The organism is Streptomyces sp. NPDC046727 (assembly GCF_040645635.1).
Taxonomy (GTDB): domain Bacteria; phylum Actinomycetota; class Actinomycetes; order Streptomycetales; family Streptomycetaceae; genus Streptomyces.
Genome location: NZ_JBEYYR010000042.1, coordinates 47,056 through 62,037 on the forward strand (window position 1 = coordinate 47,056; position 14,982 = coordinate 62,037).

Genomic DNA, 14,982 nt, shown 5'->3' on the forward strand with positions numbered 1-14,982 from the left:
CGGGTCACTTCGGGGGCCGGCCGCGGGCGGCGGGCGTTGTCAGTGGCGGCCGTTAGAGTCGCCGTATGACCACTTCGCCCGCCCGCCTCGTCCGTGAGTTCCACCACGCCTTCGGCCTCGACGCCCGCAGTACGCCGACGGAGGTGGACCCCGGACTGGCCGCCCACCGGGGGGAACTGCTCGCCGAGGAGGCCGCGGAGGTCGCCGAGGTCGCGGTGGAGGGTCCGCTGGACCGGCTCGCGCACGAGCTGGCCGACGTGGTGTACGTGGCCTACGGCACCGCCCTGGTGCACGGCATCGACCTGGACGAGGTGATCGCCGAGATCCACCGCGCCAACATGAGCAAGATCGGCCCGGACGGGCAGGTCGCCCGCCGGGCCGACGGCAAGGTTCTCAAGGGGGAGCACTACCGGGCACCGGACGTGTCCGCCGTGCTGCGCGGCCAGGGGTGGATACCGGGCGGCGCGGCCTGACACCCGCTCGGGCGCAGGGCACCGCGCCGGGGCCGGGTGCCTACGAGGAGAGCGAACCGCCCGCCAGTTTCCACTCGCGGTGCAGGGCGCCCAGGGGAATGCTCCGCTGGACGATCGGGGTGCCGAAGATCGACAGCTGGAGCCGCAGGGTGCCGGACAGGTCGACGCCGCCGTAGACGGCCCAGGTGCCGTCCGCCTTCGGCTCGCTGCCGTCGGAGGCGGCGGTGAGCGTGCCGGCGGCCTCGCCGCGCAGGTACGGGGCCAGGTCGGCGGTGACGCCGACGGTGCCGTAGAGGCCGACCGTGGCCTCGGCGCCGAGTGCCGTCTTCACGCTGCCGGCGGTGCTGACGGAGGCGCGTACGGGGGTGCTGGTCATGTCCGAGGAGCTGACCGGCGTCCACCCCTTGGCCGGGCCGAAGGTGCCGCCCGCCTTGAAGTCGCCCTTCAGGCTCTGCTCGACGTCGACGGTGACCCGGCCGTCGGCACTGATCTGGAAGTAGCAGGTCAGATCGAGGTTGACGACGACGGGGACCGGGCCCACCTGGAGGACGGGATCGGCGTGCAGCTTGGCGAACGGGATCCGCAGCGGGGTGCTGCCGGTGGACGCCGCGGCCTGCCCCTTGACCGCCCAGCCGGAGGTCCAGTCACCGGACACGCCGAGGTACGCCGAGCCGGGCGGCGCGTCGGTCCCGGCGCCGCCGTAGGCGAAGTCGACCTGCGGGGCGACCTGGACGAAGCCGTGCACGGAGGCGCCGGCCGACGCGGGGGCGTCCTTGGCGGCGGGCACCTCGGCGCTGACGTCGAGCCGGAGGCTGCCGAGCGGCACCGTCGCGCCCTTGGGGCCGGCGTGCACGTCACCCTTCTTCGACCAGGACACCCGCACATCGGGCAGCAGTTTGTCGACGGAGAAGGACGAGGGGTCGACCGGCACGTCGCCCTTCGCCGTGTCGTCGCCCAGCAGCGCGTTGAGCGTGGCCGGTTCGGTCTGCACCTCGGTGCCGCCGTCCGTCTCGCCGATCACCTTGGTGACCTTGGCGAGCAGTCCGTGCGGTGCGCCCGGCGCGGGCGCGCTGGCGATCACGTCGCCCACGGCGGTCCGGTGCGGTGCGGCGGGGGTGCCGGTGGAGGCGTCGGCGGAGGGAGCGGGAGAGCCGGGTGAACTCGCCTTCTTCTTCGGCTTGTCGGAGATGACGGCGTGCCGGGTGCGGCTGTCGTACGAGCTGACGGCGAGCGTGGTCTTGTGTGCCCGCTGCCCGGGGCGGCCCGGGCTCGCCGTGGCGGTCGCGGTGGCCGTGGGCGCGGCGGCGGCGACGGTGAGCGAGTGGTCCGGGCCGTCGGCGGTGTCTTCGGCGGCCCGGATCCGCTGTTCCTGGCCGGCGGTCGGCCGGTGGGCCGTCTGCGGCGCGGGCGAGGAGCAGGCCGCGGCGAGGAACAGAGTGGTCACGGCGAAGGCGGGCAGCAGGGCACGCCTGTGCCTCATGCGTCTGCGCAAGGTGGGTCCTGTGTGAAGTGGGGGGTGGCAGAGAGGTACCGGCACCGGTTCTACTCACGGGTAGAACCGGCGGGTAACTCGTTGACGAGCCATGAGCATGCCACCCCCTGCGCACGGGTCGCGCACAATCAGGCCACAACTCAAGGTGACCTGTGCCACGAGCAGTTGAGGCGAGGAGGTGCGGCGGGGGCGGGCTCAGCGTCCCGTCAGGCCCGTGCCGCCCAGGCGGGACAGCAGGTCCGCGAGACGGGCCAGGTCCGCCGCCGGCCACGCCGGGCCGGCGAAGACCTCGGCGGCGGTCTCCTCCGCCGTGGCCAGCATCTCCGTCAGCCGCCGCCGGCCCGTCGCGGTCAGCGCCGCGTACGCCACGCGCGCGTCCCGGGCGTCCGGCTCCCGCGTCACCAGCCCGATCCGCTCCAGCGGGGCGAGCCCGCGCGTGACGCCGGAGGCGGTCAGCCCCAGCGCCTCGGCGAGATCGACCCGGCGCATCCGGCCGCCGGGCGCCTGCCCCAGCCGGAGCAGCAGGGTGAAGTCGGCGAGGCTGACGCCGTGCAGCCCGCTCAGCCGGGCGTCGAAGCGCCGTACGAGCGCCGTCTCGGCCCGTACCAGCCGCAGCGCCGCGTCCAGGGCCTCACTCACGGGCCGCCCCTCTCCAGTCCCTTGGCCATCCCCTTGCTCGTTCCCCTGCTCATTCCCTTGCCATATCCTTGACTACTCAAGTTTATGGGGTGGATTCAGGTGCCGCTGGTGCGGGCGGTGCGGCGCCGGCGCTTGCCGAGGGGGGCCCGGGAGAGGTCCTCGGCGGTGGTCCGGAGGCGCTTGAAGCCGTAGCCGCGCTCGGTCAGCCACGCCTTCGCCGCCTCCTCGGCCTGCTCGGTCGCCTCCAGGATGTCCTCCTCTTCCTCTCCCGTGGCGGAGAAGCGGAAGGTGAAGGCCGGCCGGGCCGCGATGTCGTAGGTGAGGCTCCCCCCGGGGGTGAAGGCGGCGCGCAGGACGTCGTGTTCGGCGGCGTCGGCCAGCAGGGCGGCGCGCTGCGCGTCGGTGAGGTCCTCGAAGGCGCCGCGGACGGTGATGCGGAAGGTCCGTGTACTCATTCCGCGACCTTAGGCACAGGCCAGCGGAGTCCTCCACCGGGTTTCCGGGGCCGCCGGGCGCGGTCACAGGCCGGGATGGCCCTGGTGGATGAAGGCGGCCCAGGCCGCCGGGTGCTCCAGCCGGTGGTTTCCGTCCAGTTCGGCGAGGAGGTCGCCGGTGAGGGAGCCCGGGTTGCGGCGGTGCGGGTCGAGCATCCACATCTGGGCGGCCCGGAGGGCGTCCGCCGGGCCGCGGCCCTCGACGGACAGGTAGTGGTGGAAGACGGCCATCATCAGGGCCGCGTCGGAGTCCCGGGTGGCCCAGCGCGACCCGACCACGTCGCGTGCGCCGCCCGCCAGGAACGCGGTCGTCAGCGTGAGCGCCTCGTCGTGGTCACGGGTGGTCAGGTCCGTCTCGCAGGCACTGAGCACGACCAACGGCCCGTCGGAGGCGTCCCGTTCGGGTCGCGGCCGGGAGAGGAGCCGGGACACGGTCAGCGTGCCGCGATCCGGAGGGCTGTCGGGGTCCGCAGGGCTGTCGGGGTCCGGCGGGTCGTCGGGCCGCGCCAGCATCAGGGCCGATGCCGTCGGGTCGGTGCCGGCCGAGGCGTGGCAGGCCAGATGGAGCAGGGACGGGGTGCCGTCGAGTACGTCGAGGAGGTCGTCCGGGGTGCCCGGTGCCCTCGGCAGGGCGGGCGGGTCGAACATGTCGCCGTAGAGCCGCGCCGTCGGGTAGCAGGCCCGGTACAGGGACGTCACCTCGCGTTCCGCGTGCGGCAGGGTCACCAGGGGGTCCGAGACCAGGACCGGGTCGGCGGCGGGGGCCCGCCGGGTGCGCCGTACCGCGTCCAGGAACTGGCGGCCGGACGCGGCGTAGCTGATCACCATGATCTGGCAGACGTAGTCGTGGGGCGCTTCGGCCGGCAGGCGGGCCGCGTGCCAGGGGACGATGCCGAGCCGGCCGCACGGCACCAGCACGATGCGCGGCGGGCCGGGACGGTCCCGGCGGCGGTTCTCGTTGGCGGCGAGCCGCTCCGCGACACCCGTCATGACCGGCACGATGACCGCGTCGGTCGCCCAGTCGCACAGCTCCGACAGCGCCTCCCGCCAAGTCTCCTCGGCGGCCGGGCCGGGACGGTGCCGGCGCTCCGTGGCCGCGTCCAGGTAGCGCTCCAGGGGGCCGCTGTGCTCGCCGGACAGCAGCGGCAGCGCCTGCACGCCGGTGCCGGTGTCCGGGCCCACCATGATCGCCATGCCGGGCGTGCCGTCATCGCCGGCCAGCAGGTAGAGCAGGGCGTCGGCGTCACCCTCCGCGACCCCTGCCCGCAGCTCCGCCACCGTGGGCGTACGGAACAGCACACCGTCCGGGTCCCGGTGGCCGAGCGCCTCCAGGGCGCGGCGGCGCAGGGAACTGGGCAGTTCGCGGGGCAGGGTGCCGGGCTGCGCGGCGGCCTGTGCGGTGCCCGAAGCGCGCCAGGCCCGCGCCAGCTCGTGGTGCCCGCGCTCCTCCAGCAGTTCGGGTACGGCCCGTGAGGTGGACGCGGCCTGCAGCACCAGCGCGCGGCCGAGTTCGAGCGCGGCCACGGCCTCCTCCACCCGGCCCTGGGACGCCGCCCGGACAGCGGCCCGTACCCCGCGGTCCGCGCCGAACCGGGCGGTCAGCAGCCCGTGGTCGGGGCCGGTCTGCAGGACGACGTCCGCGGCGAGCGCCTGCAGGGACTCCATCGCCGCGTCCGTGGCCGCGTCCCGGTCGGCCGGGTCGTCGGTGCGGGCCAGGCGCGCCCGGTAGTTCTCCGCCAGCAGCCACAGTCCGTCGGCCGCGAGCTGGGGCGAAAGCCCCTGCCGGACCCGCTCGCGGAACCGCTCCAGCTCGCCGATGGCGGCGTCCAGGTCGGCCGGATCCCGCGTGGCGGAGTACCGCAGGGTGGCCGTCGTCCCGGAGAGGGACAGGGCGTCTCCGGCCGCGTCCGGCGGCGCGGGCGTGTGGGCCGGGAGCTGGTCGGGGTCCTGTCCGAGGACCGCCCGGGCGGCTCGCATACTGTCCTTGAGCGACGTCAGCAGGGCCTCCGGGATGTAGGGCTGCCCGGCGGACGAGCCGTTCACGAGCGCTTCCTGATGGGCGAGCCCCCGCAGGAGCGTCTCCTGGTCGCCGGTGTGCCGGCCGAGCGCGACGAGCGCGACGCCGAGCCCGCCCAGCACCACCGCGCGGGCCGGGTGGTCGGCGGGAGTGGACCGCTCCAGCGACTCCAGTTCGGCCACCGTCCGCGCGAGTTCCGGCCCGGACTCCGTCTCCTCCGCCCTGCGCGCCTCGACGGCCAGCGTCAGCGCCCGCGACGCGAGAGGGAGTCCGGCCGCCGCGGGATCGGCGGCGGCCAGCCGGGCGAAGTCCTCCTCCATCGGCCCCAAGTGGTCGCGGGCGACGGAACCGTCCTGTTGGCTGCCGCCGAGCGCCGGGCCCATCTGGAGCACGAGCCGCATCAGGTTTCTGACCTCGGGCGCCTGCGCGTGGTCGTCCGGCAGCCGGTCCAGTTCCGCGCCCAGTCGCCGGAGAATGTGGTTGACGGCTTCCGGGTCGCCGCTGCGCAGCGCCTCCGAACCGCCGGCCAGCGCGGTCAGCATGGCGTTGTCGAAGGGGGCACCGGCGTCGGTGCCGGATCCGGCGGTGGTGCCGGTTCCGGCGGCGGTCGGCTCGTCGCGCGGGGGCGCCGGGGGGTCGGTGTCGGGGGCCTCCGTCATCACGTTCAGCAGCATGCGCAGCTGGTCCGTGAACGGGAATCCCGCCGGCAGCATCCCCAGCAGCGTCTCCGGCTCGTCGAAGCCGGCGTGCGACACGTGGGCCAGCACATCGCGCGTCCGCGTCAGCGCCTCCCGCACTTCCGGGGGCAGCGCCAGCCCCTCGGCCTCCCCGGTCAGCGACATCACCCGCGCCACGGCGGCCTCCCCGGCGCCGGGGCCCGCCCGCAGGGACTGGTCGAGGACGGACCAGAAGTCCGGGGTGGGCCCTGCCGTGCCGCCCTGCGTCACGGGCGCCGACAGGGACAGCAGGAACAGCGCCGCATGCCTGCGGTCCTCCTCCGTCGCCGCCTCCCCGGCGGCCGTCCCCGGATCCCGTACCTCGTCCAGCAGCCGCCGGCCCCGCTCCCGGTCCTCCGGCGTACCGAGACCGGCGGACCAGCGCATGGCCAGCAAGGCGCCGAGCCGTAGGGTGACCACGGCGAGCAGCTCCCGGTCGTGGTCCAACAGATCGCGCAGCGCGGTCAGTTCGGCCACCGGACCGTCGAACTCCGTCGGGGCCACCGATCCGTCGTGCAGCCGGTCGAGCAACTCGCGTGCCCGCCCGCTGGCGTCGGCGGCCCAGACCCGCAGTCCCCGGACGCCCCCGCTCTCCTCGCCGCCCACTCCTGCCCCCGTCCCGCCGTCCGCCGCTCTGACCCCGGCCCGTGGCCTCATGATGGCCCCGGCGCGCCTCGGCCGGATGCCCCTTGCCGTCAACTCCCGTGCCACATCCGGAAATCGACCGAGTTCCGCCCACCGGACCGGCGCCGACCACCGGACCCGGCCGCGGGCAGGGCGAACACCGGGCGACGTCCGGGCCGGCCGTTCACCAGGCCCGGGATCCGCTGTTTCCCTGACAGGTGACGGAACTACGGCGATGGAGGCGGGGTGGACCTCGGGGAAGTGACCGCGCCCGTGGTCGCGGTCGTGGGAGTCGTCGGGACGCTGCTGTCCGCGCTGCTGACCCAGCGCGCGGCCGACCGCGGCCGCCGACGCGAGCAGGAGCGCGCCGAGGCGGTCCGGGAGCGGCGCCGGCACGCCCAGGAGCTGCGCGCGTGCTACGTCGCCCTGAACAGCTCCGCCCGGCAGTATCTGGCCGCGCTCACCGACCAGGTGCACGCGCTGGGCCGCGACGAGGAGCTGCGGACCGTACGGCAGCGGCTCACGGAGGCCCGTGACCAGTACCGGGATGTGTACGCGGAGGCCCAGATGCGGATGCCGGAGCGGGTGCTCGACCTCGCGGCCGGGCTCAGCCACGACCTCGGGGCGGTCTACGGCATGGTGCGACGCCTGGACGACGGAGGCCCGCGCGCCGGGGACTCGCCGGCCGCCGTGCGGGAGAGCATCGACGAACTGTGGGCCCGGCTACGGCGGATGCGGCGCGAACTGCGCACCGAACTGGGCGCGTTCCGGGCGGATTCCGGGCGATGAGGGGTTCGGGGGCGGGATCTTGTCGAGGTATGTGCTTGGGGGTCGGCATAGTGGCAGTGGCTCCGGGGCGGTGGCGTTCGGGGGTGGGTGTGGGGGCGCGGTCGTGGCTGGGGTTTTCCCGGCGTCCTTGGGGGTGGTGTGCCGCTGAGGGGAGGCGGCACGGGTGGGAGCGACTTCGGGTGGTGCAGGGGGTGGCCATGCCGGTGGAGGGGGAGCGATGGGGTGGCGGCTCGGGGGGAGGGGCCCTTGGGGGCGGTGGCGCGGAGGGGAGCCGCGCTGGAGGACGCGCCGGGGCTCAGTGTGGCGGGGTGGGGTGCGCTGTGAGGTGGGGGCCGTTGAGGGCAGCGGTGGTGGGAGCGGATCCAGCGGGGGCGTGGGGGAAGTCGCTTCGGCTGAGACCGACGCGGACGAGGGTGCGGTGGGTGAGTCGGCTGCCGACGAAGGCGCCCGAGGGGGAGGACACTGCTGGCGCCCGGAGAAGCCGGCGGCTCCCGGTGGCCGGCCCGGGACGGTTCGTCGGTGCTGCTCATGGCGGTGCTGCAGCACTGCCCCAACGGCGACGGGCTCCGTTCCGTCGACGCGCCGCGGGCCGCGCAGCCGTGGATGCTCGACCCCGGCCGGGAGAACCCGGGTTCACTCCGTGGCGAGTCGCCGCGCCCCGGCAGGGAGCGGATCGCGCTGAACGCTGAGGACACCGGAACCAGGAACACGACGAGCACGGAAGGGAGGACGGCGTGAACGAGGAGGGCGCGGGGGCGGCGGAGCGGCTGCTCGCCCTGATCGGCGAGCACCGGGACACCATCCGCCAGGCGTTGGACGACACCCAGTACACGCTGTTGCTGACCAGGCTGACGGCCCTCGCCGAGGTCGCGCCGGACGACGACCGGGCGGTCCGCAGGGCACTCCAGGGCGTCCGCCTGGCGCTGCTGTCACTGCCGCACGAGCATCCGGTCCGCCAGGAACTGGAATCCTCACGGGGGACCCTGATGCTGCCCGGACCGGGGACCGTGGCCGGCGCGCAGGAGCTGACGGCCTGGTTCCGGCTGCCGTCCCCGGTGCGTGAACCGGCGTACGGCGGTGACCCCGAGCAGGACCGGCTGCTGAGCGAGCCCGCCCTGTCGGCCGACGAGGCGCGGCTCCGCTGCGGCGGGGCACCGCCCCCGGAACTGATCAGACTGCGCGATCCCCGGGACGGCGACCGGTACCCGGAGTTCCAGTTCGCCCCGGCCGGCGGCACCCCGCACGGAGTCGTCCTGGAGGTGAACCGGTTGCTGCTCGCGGACATCGATCCGTGGGGCGCCGCGGCCTGGTGGTTCAGCGGCAACACCTGGCTGGGCGGCGCCCCCGCGGCGCTGCTCGGCCGGCTCCCCGACCAGCGGCTGGTCGGCGCGGCCCGTGAACTGGCGGAGGGGGAGTGATGGACGGCGGCTTCTTCCCCATGATCGACCTGAAGCTGCGCCCGAACCGCCGGGTGATCCCGGCCGGTACGGAGCTGTGGCGGGTGCACCTGTCCCGGTACGCGCCGGACGAGTTCAACCCGAGACTCGCGGACATCCACTTCGACGGGGGCCGGTTCGACGGCACGGTGCTGGACCAGTACCACTCCCTGTATCTGGCGGAGTCCGCGCTGACGGCGCTCGCGGAGAGCGTGCTGCGCTCCCGGCCCTACGAGTCGCCGGCGGGCGACCGGACGATCCCCTACCGCGCGGTGTGGCAGCGGTCGCTGAGCTGTCTGCGCACCCGGTCGGAGCTCACCCTGGTCTCCCTGGTCAGCGGCACGGACCTGGCCGCCGTGTGCCAGGACGCCACGCTTCTGGAGGACGAGAGCAACTACGCGCGGGCGCGGCGCTGGTCGAGCGAGATCCGGGCGCAGGCGTCCGATGCGATGGGGCTGATCTGGGAGTCCCGGCGCAATCGGGGCGAGCACGCGCTGGTGCTCTACCACGACCGCTGTGTGGGCGCCGACGGCTCACCGCTGGAGGTACTGCCCGACCGGGGCATCCCGGATCTCGGCTCCGAGGCGGGCCGGGAGCGCGCCGACGAACTGCTGGCACCGCTGTGGGCGAGGATCGCGAAGCCCGAGTGGCCCGACTGACGGCATCTGCCCGGAGGTGCCGGCCGCCCGCCCCGGGGTCCCGTCAGCGCTTGGCGGCCGGTGGCTGGGCGTCGCGGCGCTGCGGGACGAGGTCGTGATCGGCGAAGGGGTGCGGGTGGAAGGCGGTGAGGAGCGGTCCCGCCATGGCCGTGGTCACGACCGCCATCGCGACCATCAGGGAGTACAACCGCTCGTTGAGGACGCCGAGTTGCAGACCGGCGGTCAGGATGATCAGCTCGGTGAGACCCCTGGTGTTCATGAGCGTGGCGAGGACCGCCGACTGGCGCGCCGTGACGCCGTGCGCCCGGGCGCTCAGGAACGCGCCGAGGAACTTGCCGCTGACCGCCACGAACAGAATGAGGGCGAAGTCCAGCCATCCGGACCGCCCGAGGTCCGACAGGTCGACTTTCAGGCCCACGATGATGAAGAAGACCGGCAGCAGCAGACGGCTGCTCACATGCCCGATCCGGTCGGTGATGTCCACGCGGAGCCGCTCGGTGGATTCCTTCGGCATCACCACCCCGAAGAAGAAGGCCCCGAAGATGAAGTGGAGGCCGATCCTCTCGGTGATCGCGCCCGACAGCAGGATCCCGGCGAGGACGGTCGTCAGCAGCGCGGGGCTCAGCCGGCCGCCGCCCGCGGCGACCAGCCTCCGCAGCAACGGCCGTACCACCCACAGCATCACGGCGGCGTACGGCACGAGCAGCAGGAGGAGCCACTGGTCGGCGCCGCCTCCGCCGGACAGCGCGACCACGGCGGCGAGCATGCACCAGGCGATCACGTCACCGATCGCGGCGCAGGCCAGTGCCAGCCCGCCGACCGGGGTGTGCTGCATCTTCCGGTCCGTGAGAATGCGGGCCAGCACCGGAAAAGCGGTCACCGACATCGCCGTACCCATGAAGAGCACGAATCCCAGCCGGTGATCCGGGGCGTTGTCCTCGACCAGCAGGAGGGCGAGCAGGGCGCCGAGTCCGAACGGCAGCACAATGGACGACACCGAAACGGTGGCCGCCAGTCTTCCGGTGCCGCGCAGGATTTTCCGGTCGAGTTCCAGACCCACGATGAACATGAAGACGGCCATGCCTACATCGGCGAGAGCGGTGAGCATCGGCCGGATGTCGGTGGGAAACAGAAAGTCCGAGACTGTGTGGCCCAGGAAAGTGGGGCCGAGTAGGATGCCCGCGAGTACCTCGCCGATGACTGCGGGCTGGGAAAATCTGCGCGCCGCAAGGCCCAGCAGGTGCGCGAGGACGAGTATGAGGGAGAGGTCGGAAAAGAGCGCGAACAATTGGTTCGTGGTCACCGGTCCCTGCCTTGATGACGGGTCGCGTGTGCTGCCCGGAATTCGATGAGGTGCCGCCGACGTGCGCAGCCATGCTTCGTTGTACATGCCCTCTTTGTCAACGAGCAACGATCTACGTGGCCGTGCGAAAGAGACCGGAAATCCTCTTGACCATAAAGGTCGTCGGGAATCCTGAACGTCCTCAGGTCGGCGCGGAACGCCCGCCCGGGCACGTCGCCCGCCGGGGGGTTCGCCGCTCGGACGCTGGCCGGAAGTCGTCTCCGGTGGATCAGCGGGTCCTAAGCTCGGAGGCGCTTGACGATCTCAGTGATCTCGGCGATCTCGATTCGATCTCGGTATGGGTGAAGGGGCCTGAACTGCAGTGGAGGACAAGCGCGTTGTCGTCGTGACCGGTGGAGGCTCGGGCATCGGCCAGGCCACGGCCAGGCTGCTCAGCGAGGCGGGCCACCAGGTGGTCGTCTCCGGCCGGCGCACCGAACCGCTGCAGCGCCTCGCGGAGGAGACGGGGGCGCTGGCGCACCCCTCCGACGTCGGGGACCCCGAGGCCGCCGAGGGCCTCGTCCAGGCGGCCCTGGACGCGTACGGACGCCTCGACGGACTGGTGCTGAACGCCGGCATCGGGCGCGGCGGCGCCGTCGGTGACATGTCGCTGCAGGACTGGGACGAGGTGATGCGCACCAACCTGACCGGTCCGCTGCTCCTGATGCGCGCCGCGATCCCGCACCTGCTGGAGTCCAGGGGCTCGGTCGTCGCCGTCGCCTCGGTGTCCGCCCTGCGCAACGGCACCAGCAACGCCCCGTATGCCACCTCCAAGGCGGCCCTGCTCCAGCTGTGCCGTTCCGTCGCCGTCGACTACGGACGCCAGGGGGTGCGCGCCAACATCGTGGCTCCCGGCTGGGTACGGACCGAGATGGCCGACCGGCGCATGGCGCGCTTCGCCGTGGAGGCGGACCTGCCCGGCGGCGACCGGGAGGCCGGCTACGAGGAGGCGACCCGGCTGCTGCCCCAGGGGCGTCCGGGTGAGCCGCGCGAGGTCGCGGAGGCGATCGGCTGGCTGCTGTCCCCGGCGGCGTCGTACGTCAACGGAGCCGTGCTCACCGTGGACGGCGGGGCCACGGCCCTCGACCCCGGGACGCTCGCGTTCGACTACCGCATCACGCCCCGGGACGGCGAGGGCACCGGCCCTTCCCGGTGAGCCGGTGAGGCACCGTCGGGCCGGCCGGCTCACCGTCGCAGCGTGAGCCGGTGAGGCCGTCGGGTCCGGCGGCGGCTCAGCGCTGCTCGGCCGCGGCGGTCCGGTCGTGGCAGGGGATCGCGTCGGTCATGGAGGACCACATCCGGGCGATCCCCAGCAGCGTCTCGGCACTGCCGTGCACCACACCGGGCAGCGGATGCGCGACGGACGACGGCGGCACACCGACGAGGACGGCCCGCCGGGCCTGGCCGACGGCGCCGGCGAGTGCGGCGGACGCGAGACGATCGTCCCGCACCCCGGCCCGCCGGGCGTGCACGCGCGCCTTCTCGTAGGCGTCCGGCTGTACGTACTGCTGGAGCGTCAGCAGCGCGTCGTACGTCTCGATGGTCGTCCGGTGCGCCTGCAGCACAGGCGGGTACCGCGGCAGCAGCACCTCCTGGAGCCGGGTCCGCCGGGGCCGGGCGAGGGCCACATGGGGCACCGCCGTCACCAGGTCCCGCCACAGCGGCCACAGCCGCCAGGTGGTCCGCAGCGCGCCGGCCGACCGGGCCACGGCGGTCGCGGTGGGCACCAGCAGGGAGGCCGCCCGCAGGAATCCGTGCACACCCATGATCACGGACAGGTAGGGGAGCAGGCCCGGGGTGAGGCCGTAGAGGTGGCAGAGGTAGCCGCACCAGAAGACGAGGGCGAGGACGCTGCCCCCCGCGAACAGCCGCAGTGACCATACGAGATCGCGTTCCGTCGTCCGCAGGCTGTACTGCCAGCAGACCACGAGGGCGACGGCGTCACCGATGACATGGGCGGCGATCAGGATCAGCCAGTACGCGGACGCGGCGGACGCGGGCCCCTGGACGGCGGCCGCCCCCGAGCGCGACGGATCGCCCTGTACCAGGTCCAGGACGAGCAACGCGGCCACGGCCGCCGTCATCCCCACCGCGACCGAACGGCTCAGATGCGGGGAGCGGCGCGAGTCGACCACGAAGAGCAGGACCAGTCCCGCGCTGAGGACGCCGATCAGATTGCGGCCGAGGGACACCGTGTGCACGTCGATGCCGACGGACGTGAGCCCGGCCACGATCTTTGGCTGGAAGAGAGTGATGGCGATGGTCGCGGCCAGGACGGTGACCCACAGCCCCCGCTGGTGGGGATGACGCAGTGCGGGCCGGGCCCGCCAGACCAGGGCGAACCACAGGGCGAAGACGCTGCCCAGTCCGACCCGGGCCGCCAGCTCACTCACCGGCGTCGTCCGTCACGCCCAGGAACGCGCCGAGGCGCCCCAGGGGTCCGGCCACCCGGCCGGTCTTCCCGGCGCTCTGGATCAGGCTGGCGATCATCTCGGCTTCTTGTTCCTCGGTGGTCGTGTAGCTGGTCCTGGCCATCAGCCGCCTGACGAGATGGGGCTGCATGTCGTGCAGGAGGTCGGTCGGCTGGTCGTCGCCCGTGAAGCTCCGGTGGTGGTCGCACAGCACATGCCCGATCTCGTGCAGGATGATGTGCTCCTGGTGCAGCGGCGCGGTGCGGGGCTCGTAGAAGACGTAGTCGGCGTTGTCGGTGCCCAGCCAGAGCCCGCAGGCCCCGGTGTCCGCGGCCTGCTCGGGCAGCTCTCTCAGCACCAGCGGGCGCCCTCTGAGCTCCTCCACCCGCTTGCACAGTGCGTCCAGGGAGAGCGACGGCTCCACCCCGAGATCACGCAGAATCGCCGAACACCGGCGCTGCAGCGCGGCGTACTCGCCCGTTCTCCTCACCTGCTGTGTCACCCCGTTCGCTGTTCTCACCGGCCGGAACGACTGGGGCGTATCCCCGTTTCGGACCGCTCAACCTAAGCAGGTCGTCCGGCCCCTTGAACACTTCTGCCCGGCCTTTCGGACGCGCTTTGGCGCAAATCATCTCCTGTCCGGCGCCGGCGGCCCAGCAGCGGGAGTCCGTTCAGGACAAGGCGCCGGCCGCCTGCGGCACCGGGCCCCGTGCCGTTCCTCAGGCAAACTCCGCATCGTCCGGCGGGAAGCCGTACCGTCCCTGCAACCGGACGAAGCAAGCCAGGGTGAGAACCCGCGATCGCCGCAGCCCCGAGGCGGTGTGCTCGAAGCACACCACCTCCTCGTGCCCGCCCGGCCCGATCGGTTGCACCAGGCGGCCGCCGGGCCGCACCTGTGCGGCGAGCGGAGCGGGCACCTCCGGGAACGCGGCCGACACGAGGACGGCGTCGTACGGGGCACGGTCCGGGACACCGCCGCTGCCGTCGCCGACCCGCAGTTCCACGTTCCGTACGCCCTGCCGTGCAAGGTTCGCTCGCGCCTCGCGGGCGATGTCCGGCCGCATCTCGATGCTGACCACGTCGGCGGCCAGCTGGGCCAGCAGCGCGGTCTGGAAGCCCAGCCCGGTACCGACCTCAAGGACGTGCTCGCTCCCGCCCAGGCCGAGGCCCTCGATCATCATCGCGGACAGCGACGGCTGTGTGGTGACCTGTCCCTGCCCGATCGAGATGGGTACGTCCCGGTAGGCGGCGGTCACCTGCTCGGCCGGGACGAATCCCGCCCGGGGCGTCGTGCGCACGGCTTCGAGCAGCCGCTCGTCCCTGATCCCGGCGGCTCTGAGGGCTCGTACGAGATCTTCGGGCTTCCTGGGTGCGGAGTTCACGGGCGGGTCACCACACCATCAGGCTAGGCGGCCCGCACGGGTCGGTTGGCCCTGGCGGACCGATCACTTGCTCGCGCCGGCTCGCCTACCCGCCGGCCAACGTGGCCACGATCCCGCCGGCCGGAGGGCAGTGGCAGCCCGGCCGCCGCCACGACTGCCAACTCGCTGTCGTGACCGACGGCCGCGGCGCCGGAGTCCCCGCCCACGCGGACCTCTTGGCGTAGATCCACCGGTGCCGGGGGCCGTCCGCCTTGGACGTGTCTCGCCGGCCGGAGACGCGCAGGAACTCGAAGTCGTGGAAGGACGTGCCGCAAGCCGCGCCAGGCCCGGGCAGTGCCGGCACCGCGCACCGACCACCGCTTCCGCCACCGGCCGACGGCCCGTCAGTCGATCCGCCGCGTGCAGACGGTCCGGTCGATCAGGCGTTCCGGCTGCCTGGACCCGTAGTCCGCCACGGCGGCCCGACGGCACTGTCGTCGACACCTGGGGCATGCGCGGCCGGGAGGAG

Annotated in this window: 14 protein-coding genes; 6 read left to right on the forward strand and 8 right to left on the reverse strand. The window is 73.4% G+C overall.

Translation table 11 applies throughout. The features are described from left to right. The first annotated feature begins 65 nt into the window (after positions 1-65). Entirely contained in the window at positions 66-473 is a 408-nt protein-coding gene (locus ABZ937_RS35845; protein WP_361698272.1) for a MazG nucleotide pyrophosphohydrolase domain-containing protein, read from the forward strand. 40 nt (positions 474-513) lie between these two features. On the opposite strand, the gene ABZ937_RS35850 is transcribed toward ABZ937_RS35845, so the two are convergent. The 4 genes from ABZ937_RS35850 to ABZ937_RS35865 form a co-directional block, all read right to left on the reverse strand. After that, positions 514-1,953 (reverse strand): hypothetical protein, encoded by a 1,440-nt coding sequence (locus tag ABZ937_RS35850; protein WP_361698274.1) that lies wholly within the window; start codon positions 1,951-1,953, stop codon positions 514-516. A 207-nt stretch (positions 1,954-2,160) separates the two neighbouring features. Continuing rightward, complete coding sequence (locus tag ABZ937_RS35855) at positions 2,161-2,604, reverse strand: MarR family transcriptional regulator (RefSeq protein WP_361698276.1); 444 nt, start codon at positions 2,602-2,604, stop codon at positions 2,161-2,163. Between the two features lie 95 nt (positions 2,605-2,699). Continuing rightward, positions 2,700-3,059 (reverse strand): DUF6204 family protein, encoded by a 360-nt coding sequence (locus ABZ937_RS35860; protein WP_361698278.1) that lies wholly within the window; start codon positions 3,057-3,059, stop codon positions 2,700-2,702. A gap of 63 nt (positions 3,060-3,122) precedes the next feature. Further along, positions 3,123-6,488 (reverse strand): CHAT domain-containing protein, encoded by a 3,366-nt coding sequence (locus ABZ937_RS35865; RefSeq protein WP_361698280.1) that lies wholly within the window; start codon positions 6,486-6,488, stop codon positions 3,123-3,125. Positions 6,489-6,701: 213 nt separating this feature from the next. Here ABZ937_RS35865 and ABZ937_RS35870 point away from each other — a divergent pair, with 213 nt between their 5' ends. The 4 genes from ABZ937_RS35870 (at position 6,702) to ABZ937_RS35885 (ending at position 9,339) form a co-directional block, all read left to right on the forward strand. Continuing rightward, complete coding sequence (locus ABZ937_RS35870) at positions 6,702-7,244, forward strand: hypothetical protein (protein WP_361698282.1); 543 nt, start codon at positions 6,702-6,704, stop codon at positions 7,242-7,244. Positions 7,245-7,763: 519 nt separating this feature from the next. Next, entirely contained in the window at positions 7,764-7,982 is a 219-nt protein-coding gene (locus tag ABZ937_RS35875) for a hypothetical protein (RefSeq protein WP_361698284.1), read from the forward strand. Next, a complete protein-coding gene (locus ABZ937_RS35880) occupies positions 7,979-8,662 on the forward strand; it encodes a hypothetical protein (RefSeq protein ID WP_361698286.1) in 684 nt (227 codons plus the stop codon). The genes ABZ937_RS35875 and ABZ937_RS35880 overlap by 4 nt, the downstream gene beginning before the upstream one ends. Then, positions 8,662-9,339: an RES family NAD+ phosphorylase gene (locus tag ABZ937_RS35885; protein ID WP_361698288.1), complete on the forward strand. Its 678-nt coding sequence runs from the start codon at positions 8,662-8,664 to the stop codon at positions 9,337-9,339. Before ABZ937_RS35880 ends, ABZ937_RS35885 begins: the two co-directional genes overlap by 1 nt. A gap of 43 nt (positions 9,340-9,382) precedes the next feature. Here ABZ937_RS35885 and ABZ937_RS35890 read toward each other — a convergent pair whose 3' ends face one another. Then, positions 9,383-10,642 (reverse strand): cation:proton antiporter, encoded by a 1,260-nt coding sequence (locus tag ABZ937_RS35890; RefSeq protein ID WP_361698290.1) that lies wholly within the window; start codon positions 10,640-10,642, stop codon positions 9,383-9,385. Between the two features lie 361 nt (positions 10,643-11,003). On the opposite strand from ABZ937_RS35890, the gene ABZ937_RS35895 reads away from it, so the two are divergent. Continuing rightward, positions 11,004-11,837: an SDR family oxidoreductase gene (locus ABZ937_RS35895; RefSeq protein ID WP_361698292.1), complete on the forward strand. Its 834-nt coding sequence runs from the start codon at positions 11,004-11,006 to the stop codon at positions 11,835-11,837. A gap of 76 nt (positions 11,838-11,913) precedes the next feature. On the opposite strand, the gene ABZ937_RS35900 is transcribed toward ABZ937_RS35895, so the two are convergent. From ABZ937_RS35900 to ABZ937_RS35910, 3 genes are all read right to left on the reverse strand, one after another. Continuing rightward, the gene (locus ABZ937_RS35900) at positions 11,914-13,074 is read right to left on the reverse strand and encodes an MAB_1171c family putative transporter (protein ID WP_361698294.1); all 1,161 of its coding nucleotides are present in this window, start codon (positions 13,072-13,074) and stop codon (positions 11,914-11,916) included. Continuing rightward, complete coding sequence (locus ABZ937_RS35905; RefSeq protein ID WP_361698296.1) at positions 13,067-13,594, reverse strand: regulator component; 528 nt, start codon at positions 13,592-13,594, stop codon at positions 13,067-13,069. The genes ABZ937_RS35900 and ABZ937_RS35905 overlap by 8 nt, the downstream gene beginning before the upstream one ends. A gap of 217 nt (positions 13,595-13,811) precedes the next feature. Beyond that, positions 13,812-14,474 (reverse strand): protein-L-isoaspartate O-methyltransferase, encoded by a 663-nt coding sequence (locus ABZ937_RS35910; protein ID WP_361698298.1) that lies wholly within the window; start codon positions 14,472-14,474, stop codon positions 13,812-13,814. Between the last annotated feature and the right edge of the window lie 508 nt (positions 14,475-14,982).

What these genes read in the sequence shown, in the direction of transcription:
- ABZ937_RS35845 (WP_361698272.1), top strand. Translation starts at nt 66, where the DNA reads ATGACCACTTCGCCCGCCCGCCTCGTCCGTGAGTTCCACCACGCCTTC.
- ABZ937_RS35850 (WP_361698274.1), bottom strand. Translation starts at nt 1,953, where the DNA reads ATGAGGCACAGGCGTGCCCTGCTGCCCGCCTTCGCCGTGACCACTCTG.
- ABZ937_RS35860 (WP_361698278.1), bottom strand. Translation starts at nt 3,059, where the DNA reads ATGAGTACACGGACCTTCCGCATCACCGTCCGCGGCGCCTTCGAGGAC.
- ABZ937_RS35865 (WP_361698280.1), bottom strand. Translation starts at nt 6,488, where the DNA reads ATGAGGCCACGGGCCGGGGTCAGAGCGGCGGACGGCGGGACGGGGGCA.
- ABZ937_RS35885 (WP_361698288.1), top strand. Translation starts at nt 8,662, where the DNA reads ATGGACGGCGGCTTCTTCCCCATGATCGACCTGAAGCTGCGCCCGAAC.